The sequence below is a fragment of the Cellulomonas algicola genome (assembly GCF_003851725.1).
GTDB lineage: Bacteria > Actinomycetota > Actinomycetes > Actinomycetales > Cellulomonadaceae > Cellulomonas > Cellulomonas algicola.
The window spans coordinates 1-7,711 of sequence record NZ_BHYL01000188.1 but is presented as its reverse complement, the minus strand read 5'-3'; the positions used below and the strand labels follow the sequence as shown (position 1 = coordinate 7,711).

7 protein-coding genes are annotated in these 7,711 nt (G+C 76.4%); 6 read left to right on the top strand and 1 reads right to left on the bottom strand.

The window, feature by feature from the left end:
- From CTKZ_RS12305 to CTKZ_RS12290, 4 genes are all read left to right on the top strand, one after another.
- On the top strand, positions 1 to 525 hold a 525-nt coding region (locus CTKZ_RS12305), incomplete at its 5' end, for a M15 family metallopeptidase (RefSeq protein ID WP_200829730.1).
- Positions 526 to 637: 112 nt separating this feature from the next.
- The gene (locus tag CTKZ_RS12300; protein WP_124343218.1) at positions 638 to 1,819 is read left to right on the top strand and encodes an AAA family ATPase; all 1,182 of its coding nucleotides are present in this window, start codon (positions 638 to 640) and stop codon (positions 1,817 to 1,819) included.
- Between the two features lie 112 nt (positions 1,820 to 1,931).
- On the top strand, positions 1,932 to 2,369 hold the full coding sequence (locus tag CTKZ_RS12295; RefSeq protein WP_124343217.1) for an OsmC family protein: 438 nt from the start codon (positions 1,932 to 1,934) through the stop codon (positions 2,367 to 2,369).
- 75 nt (positions 2,370 to 2,444) lie between these two features.
- A complete protein-coding gene (locus CTKZ_RS12290) occupies positions 2,445 to 5,405 on the top strand; it encodes an FAD-binding and (Fe-S)-binding domain-containing protein (protein WP_124343216.1) in 2,961 nt (986 codons plus the stop codon).
- 93 nt (positions 5,406 to 5,498) lie between these two features.
- Here CTKZ_RS12290 and CTKZ_RS12285 read toward each other — a convergent pair whose 3' ends face one another.
- On the bottom strand, positions 5,499 to 5,960 hold the full coding sequence (locus tag CTKZ_RS12285; RefSeq protein WP_124343215.1) for a DUF6174 domain-containing protein: 462 nt from the start codon (positions 5,958 to 5,960) through the stop codon (positions 5,499 to 5,501).
- A gap of 93 nt (positions 5,961 to 6,053) precedes the next feature.
- Between CTKZ_RS12285 and CTKZ_RS12280 the strand changes: the two genes are divergently transcribed.
- A complete protein-coding gene (locus CTKZ_RS12280) occupies positions 6,054 to 6,350 on the top strand; it encodes an MTH1187 family thiamine-binding protein (RefSeq protein WP_124343214.1) in 297 nt (98 codons plus the stop codon).
- 268 nt (positions 6,351 to 6,618) lie between these two features.
- A partial coding sequence (locus CTKZ_RS12275; protein ID WP_235843466.1) for a hypothetical protein occupies positions 6,619 to 7,711 on the top strand: 1,093 nt, incomplete at its 3' end.

Sequence of the window (7,711 nt, the reverse complement as noted above, 5' to 3'; positions counted from 1 at the left end):
GAGGCCAACCGCACCGCGGCCGCCGCCGCGCAGGCCCAGGCCGACGCCGAGGCCGCCGCGGCCGCGGAGGCTGCGCGCGTCGCCGCCGAGCAGGCCGCCCAGCGCGCCGCGTGGAAGCAGTCGCTCCTCGGCTACGCCAACGGCAAGATCCCCGCCGCCGCGCTCTGCGGCGTCTCGTGGGACTCCGCGGTGCAGCTGCGCTGCGACGCCGCCGAGGCGCTCGAGCAGCTCAACGCCGCCTACGTCGCGGCGTTCGGCACCAACATGAGCATCTCCGACTCGTACCGCTCCTACGCGGGCCAGGTCGCGTGCCGCCGGACCAAGGGCTGGCTCTGCGCGACGCCCGGCACGTCCAACCACGGCACCGGTGTCGCGATCGACTTCGGCGGCGGCATCGAGTCCTTCGGGACCACGCAGTACGCGTGGATGAAGTCGAACGCCGACCAGTTCTCCTGGACGCACCCGTCCTGGGCCGAGCGCGGCAGCAGCAAGCCCGAGGCGTGGCACTGGGAGTACGTCGGCTGACGTCACCGCACGCCAGCACGGCACGACGGACGGCCCGGGCGCCTGGCGCACCCGGGCCGTCGTCGTGCCACCGTCCCGCCGCGACGGCCCCGGTCGCCCTACGATCGGGCGCATGAGCACCTCGGCCGAACCTGGCCGCACGTGGCCGCTGGTCGGGCGGGCCGCGGAGCTCGACGACCTCGACGACCTGCTGGCCTCGGCCGCGGGCGGGCACGGTGCGACGGTGCTCGTCGAGGGCGAGGCCGGCATCGGCCGGACCGGTCTGGTCGAGGCGCTCGCGTCGAGCGCACGGCTGCTCAGCCTGGGCCTGCGCACCGCACGCGCCACCCCCGAGCGGCCCGAGCCGTACGCGCTGCTCTCCGACGCGCTCCTCGCGCACCCGCCGGGCGTCGCGCGCGGGCCGGTCGAGTCCGAGCTCGCCGACCTCGTCGACGCGCAGCGGGCCGACGTGCGCCGTGCGACCGTCCGCGGGGCCGCGCTCGCCGAGGAGCGCCGCGCGCGCGCGGTCGAGCTCTTCGCGGCTCTGCTGCGCCGACGCGGCGACGGCGGGCCGTGGGTGCTCGTGCTGGAGGACGTGCACGACGCGGACGCCGCGTCGCTCGACGTGCTGCGCGCGCTCGCGCACGAGGGGGACGTCCCGGGTGCGCTCGTCGTCATGACGTTCCGTCCCGTGCCCGTGCGCGCCGACCTGTCGCAGGTCGTCGACGCGTGGGTCCGGGCCGGCGCCCGGCCCGTCGAGCTGCGTCCCCTCGGGCCCGCCGCGACCGTCGAGCTCGCGCAACGCCTCGTCGGCGGCGCCGTCGGGCCCGCGCTGCGCGGTGCGCTCGCGACGACGGGCGGCAACCCGCGGTTCGTCACCGACGTCGTGCGGACGGCCCGGTCCGCGGGGGCGCTCGAGGCGCGCGACGGTGTCGTCGACGTGCACGGTGCGGCGTGGCTCGCCGCGCTCGACACGCTCGTCCGCACCCGGCTCGACTACCTCGACGACGACGTGCTCGACCTGCTCGCGCACGCGTCGGTGCTCGGCACGTCGTTCGTCGTGACGGACCTCGCGTCGCTCGTGAGCCGCCCCGTCGCCGACTGCTGGCGAACCCTGCGCGTCGCGCTCGCCGCCGGGCTCGTGCACGCGCGCGCCGACCGGCTCGTCTTCCGGCACGACGTCGTGCGCGGTGCCCTGTACGCGAGCCTCGACGAGCCGCGCCGACGTGCCGTGCACGCCCGGGCCGCGTGGGCGCTGCGCGAGGCGGGCGCGCCGACGCAGATCGTCGCCGGGCACCTCGAACGGGCGCGCTGACCTGCACCGGCGTGCCGGAGGTCGGGACCGCGCGCGGTCCGCGGCCCGGGCTCCTAGCGTGGGACGCGGTGCGCCGGGCCGGTGCACCGAGCCACGACACCGAGGAGACCGCATGCCCACGCGCACCGCACGCACCGCCTGGAACGGCACGCTCATGGAGGGCGGCGGCCAGGTCGAGCTGACGAGCTCGGGCGTCGGCACGTACGACGTCTCGTTCCCCAAGCGCGCCGCCGAGGACGCGGGCGGCACGACGAGCCCCGAGGAGCTCATCGCCGCCGCGCACTCGTCGTGCTTCGCGATGCAGCTGTCGGCGGTCATCGCCGAGGCGGGCGGCACGCCCGTCGCGCTGCAGGTGACGGCCGACGTCACGCTGCGCCCCGACCCCGCGGGCGGCTTCCGCATCAGCGGCATCCACCTGACGGTCCGCGGTGAGGTCGAGGGCCTCGACGCGGACGGGTTCCAGCGCGCCGCCGAGGCCGCCAAGACGGGCTGCCCGGTGAGCAAGGCCCTGACGGGCACGGAGATCACCCTGGACGCGGCGCTCGACTGACCGTCGGCCCCCGGCCCCGTCCCAGCCTGCGGGGCGGGGCGCGGGGTCCCGCGCACGCGGTGCGACACTGCACCCGTGACCGCCACGACCGACTCCGCCGTGCGTACCGACGACGTCGTGCACGCCCTGCGGTCCGCCCTGCGCGGCGACGTCGACGACACCTCGCGCCGCCGCGCGGAGTACTCGACCGACGCGTCGAACTACCGGGTGGTCCCGCAGGTCGTCGCGTTCCCGCAGGACGTGGACGACGTGCTCGCGGCCGCCGAGGTGTCCCGCACGCTGGGCGTCCCGCTGACGTCGCGCGGCGGTGGCACGTCGGTCGCGGGCAACTCGGTCGGCACGGGGATCGTGCTCGACTTCTCGCGGCACGTGAACCGGGTGCTCGAGATCGACCCCGAGGCGCGCACGGCCCGCGTCGAGCCCGGCGTGATCATGGCGGCCGTGCAGAAGGCGGCGGCGCCGCACGGGCTGCGGTTCGGACCGGACCCGTCGACGTGGACCCGCGCGACCCTCGGCGGGATGATCGGCAACAACGCGTGCGGCCCCCGCGCGGTCGCCTACGGGCGGACCGCGGACAACGTGCTCGCGCTGGACGCGATCGACGGCACGGGCCGCCGGTTCGAGGCGCGCAGCGGCGCCGGTGCCCTCGACGCGGTCCCCGGTCTCGACGCGCTCGTCCGCAGCAACCTCGACGTCATCCGCACCGAGCTCGGCCGGTTCGGCCGCCAGGTGTCGGGCTACTCGCTCGAGCACCTGCTCCCCGAGCGCGGGACGGACCTCGCGAAGGCCCTGGTCGGCACCGAGGGCACCGTGTCGACGCTGCTCGGCGCGACCGTGCGCCTGGTCCCCGTCGCTGCCGCCCCGGTGCTCGTGGTGCTCGGCTACCCCGACATGCCGACGGCCGCCGACGCGGTCCCCGCGCTCCTGGCGCACGGCCCGCTCGCGATCGAGGGCATGGACTCCCGGCTGGTCGACGTCGTGCGGCGCGTCAAGGGCGCGGCCGCCGTGCCCGACCTGCCCCCGGGCGGCGGCTGGCTCATGGTCGAGGTCGGAGGTGACACGCTCGACGAGGCCCTGGACCGGGCCCGCGCGCTCGCGGCCGACGCCGCGACGACCGCCGTCGGCCTGTTCCCACCGGGACCCGAGGCCGTCGCCATGTGGCGCATCCGCGAGGACGGCGCGGGCCTCGGCGGCCGCACCCCGTCGGGCGAGCAGGCGTGGCCGGGCTTCGAGGACTCCGCCGTCCCGCCCGAGCGGCTCGGCGCGTACCTGCGCGAGCTCGAGGCGCTCATGGCGACGCACCAGGTCGACGGGCTCGCGTACGGGCACTTCGGCGACGGGTGCGTGCACCTGCGCCTCGACGTCCCGATGGAGCGTTCGGGCGACCCGCTGCGCGCGTTCATGACGGACGCCGCGCACCTCGTCGCGTCGCACGGCGGGTCGCTGTCGGGCGAGCACGGCGACGGCCGCGCCCGCTCGGAGCTGCTGCCCGTCATGTACTCGGAACGCGCGATCGACCTGTTCGGCGCGTTCAAGGACCTGCTCGACCCGCGCGACCTGCTCAACCCCGGCGTGCTGGTCCGCCCGCGCCCGCTCGACGCGGACCTGCGCCGTCCCGCCGCGCGCTCGCTGCTCGCGGGCTCCGGCTTCTCGTTCTCCCACGACGCCGGCGACTTCACGACGGCCGTGCACCGCTGCGTCGGCGTCGGCAAGTGCCGGGCCGACGGCCGCGAGACCGGCTCGTTCATGTGCCCGTCGTACCTCGCGACGAAGGACGAGAAGGACTCCACCCGTGGCCGCGCGCGCGTGCTGCAGGAGATGGCGAACGGCTCGCTCGTCGACCGTGGCTGGACGTCCCCCGAGGTGCACGACGTCCTCGACCTGTGCCTGTCCTGCAAGGCGTGCTCGTCGGACTGCCCCGCGGGCGTCGACATGGCGCAGTACAAGTCCGAGGTCCTGCACCGCACCTACTCCGGGCGGCTGCGGCCCGTGAACCACTACGCGCTCGGCTGGCTGCCGCGGTGGGCTCGGCTCGTCACGGCCGTCCCCGGGGTGTCGTCGCTGGTCAACGCGGTCCTCGGCGTCCGGCCCGTCGCCAAGGCCGTCCTCGCGGCGGGCGGCATGGACACCCGCCGGAAGATGGTCACGTTCGCGCGCACGCCCTTCCGGGCGTGGGCCCGGCACGGCGCGGGCGACGCGGTCACGGTCACCTCGGGTGCGGGGTGGGAGGAGCGGTCCACGACGGACGGACAGCGCTCCGGTGCCGCGCCGCGCGACGACGGGTCCACGGCCGGGTCGGTCGCGGCCCAGACGCGCCCGCCGGTGCTGCTGTGGGTCGACTCGTTCAGCGACACGCTCTCGCCGTCCGTCGCGCACGCCGCCGTCAAGGTCCTGCGTGCCGCCGGCTACGAGGTGCTCGTGCCCGAGCACGACGCGTGCTGCGGCCTGACCTGGATCAGCACGGGCCAGCTCGACGGCGCCCGCAAGCAGCTCACGCACCTGCTCGAGGTCCTCGGCCCGTTCGCCGTCAACGGCGTGCCCATCGTCGGCCTCGAGCCGTCCTGCACCGCCGTCCTGCGCAGCGACCTGCGCGACCTGCTGCCCGACGACCCGCGCGCCGTGGCCGTCGCCCGCGAGACGCGCACCCTCGCCGAGCTCCTCACGGCCCCCGCACCGATCGGCCCCGGCGACCGGTGGACCGTGCCCGACCTGTCCGACGTCACCGCCGTCGTCCAGCCGCACTGCCACCACCACTCGGTCATGACCTGGACGCCCGACCGCCGGCTGCTCACCGACGCGGGCGCGCAGTTCTCGGCGCTCGCGGGCTGCTGCGGCCTCGCCGGGAACTTCGGCATGGAGAAGGGCCACTACGACGTGTCGGTGGCGGTCGCCGAGAACTCCCTGCTGCCCGCGCTGCGCGACGCCGCCCCCGGCGACGTCTACCTGGCCGACGGCTACTCGTGCCGCACCCAGGCCGACCAGCTCGCGGGCGTCCAGGGCCTCCACCTCGCGGAGCTGCTCGCGTCGCGCCTCTGAGGTCGGCGCGGTACGGCGACCGGTCCGCTGCGACACGGCCGAGTCGGGTCGCCCGGTCGGCCCGTCCGTCGGGTCGTCCGGAGCGGCGGCGTGTCAGGCCGTCGGCTCGACGTCGGCGACGGCGTAGCACTCCTCGTCGTCGACCCCGGGCGACGGGTCGAACGTGACGGCCGTGGGCACGCCCGCGTCGTCGAACGTCGCCTCGGGGACGGTGCTCGCGTCCGCGTCGACGACCCGGTCGAGCAGTGCGGCGATCGTCGGGACCGCGGACACGAGGTCCTGCGCCTCGCCCGCGATGCGTCGCCCGACCTCGTCGAGCCCCTCGACGGCCGTGACCGCGCCGTCGGTCACCGTCACGCGGTACGACCCGATGAGCAGCCGCTCGCCGCACGACGACGTGAGCGAGTACGCGTAGGAGTCGACACCGCCGTCGGCCCACCGCTCCGCCGCCTCGGCCGCCCCGGGGACGGGCCCGGCCGGGATGCCGTCGCCGCACCCGCCCAGCCCCGCGACGAGCACGACCGCGCCGGTGCCCACGGCCCACCGCCTCGTCATCCTCCGCACGTGCCGAGCGTACGGACCCGGACGCGTCGCGAGGCGCCGTTCGCCGGGTGGACATCGGGCACGTGCGGCGACCAGGGTGGGCGCATGCTCGTCGCCTTCTCCGTCGCCCCGCTCGGTGCGGGTGAGTCCGTCACGCAGGCCGTCGCCGACGCCGTCCGCATCGTGCGCGAGTCCGGGCTGCCGAACCGCACCGACGCCATGTTCACGACGATCGAGGGGGAGTGGGACGAGGTGATGGACGTCGTGAAGCGCGCGACCGAGGCCGTCGGCCGGCACGGCCACCGCGTGAGCCTCGTGCTCAAGGCGGACATCCGGCCGGGGCGCTCAGGGGAGCTCACGGGCAAGGTCGAGCGCGTCGAGGCGGCGCTCGCGTCGGACTGACCGGGGGCGCCCCCCCCGCGTCGGCGCGCGGGCGGGCGGGACGGGCGGTCGAACCCGGACGGATGCCCACCACTCGGACGGGTGACCAAGAACGCACCGGGAGAAACCGCCCGGGTGGGCGGAAACACGCCGCACCACCCGTTCGACGGGCTGACGGGGCCGCCCGGCTGTGGGAAAGTGTGGACGCACGCACATCCGGTCGGGGGTGTGCGCGCGATCTACGGGGCAGGCGGTCGGCCGCTGCGTGCCCAGGAAGGCCGGGACCGCGATGCCCATCTTCGAGCTCGACGAGGGGCGGCCGCGCCTCGTCCAGCCGATGCAGCCCCTCGCGGGGTCGTTCGCGCAGGAGTGCTCCGCGGTCCTCACCCACCATCTCAGCGCCGTCGCGGGCGAGTCCCTGTTCGCCGTGCGCTGGCGGGCCAGCGCCCCCGACCACGCCGACCTCCCGGAGCTCCTCGCGCTCGACGCCACGGGCCGTCCCGTCGTCGTCGAGGTCGTGCAGGTCGTCGACGACGACGCCGTCGTCGCCTCGCTGCGCCACGCGGGTGCCGCGGGCCGCATGACCACGACCGACCTGGCCCGCGCCTACCACGCCGACCCCAGCCGTTTCGGCGTCGACTTCGCCGCGTTCCGCGAGCAGGTCGCGGGCGGCACCGTCGCGAGCCGCCGCGAGGGTGTCCGGCTCGTGATCCTGTGCTCCGAGGTCGCCGCCGAGGCCACCGACACGCTCGGCTTCCTGCGGGGTCCCGGCCGGCAGGTCGACGTGCTGCAGGTCGGGGTCGTGCGTGGCGTCGACGACTCGCGCCTGCTCGACGTGTCCCCGCTCGCGATCCACGAGGGCGCGCGCCGACCCGTCGAGCCGACCGCGCTGCGGCTCGTGCGCTCGTCCGAGGCGTTCGCGACCGCGATGGCGTACGAGGCCGAGCGCACCAACCGCGGCACGCGTCCGATGACCGGCGAGCTCCGGTCGGTGACCCCGCCGCCGCGCCCGACGCCGCCGCCGCCGACCCCGATCGCGCGCCGCACGACCGTCACCGAGCCGACGCCGCTGCCGTTCGGCCCGGCGCGCGAGCCCAAGAACCAGGGCCGCCCCGGCACGCCGTCGAACGTCAACCCGCCGACCCGGGCCACGCCGGCGACCACGACGACCGGCCCGGCGCCCATGACGCTCACGCCGATCTACGGCCTGCGCACCGCGTCCGAGCAGCAGATCCGCCCGCGGACCGCCGCCGAGCCGCCGCAGGTCGACGGCCCGCGCCCCTTCCTCCCGGGCGACGCGCCGCTGCGCCCTGCCGAGGCGCCGCCCCGCGACGGGTCGACCGCACCGACGGCCGTCACGGCACCCCCGGCCGCGCCCCCGG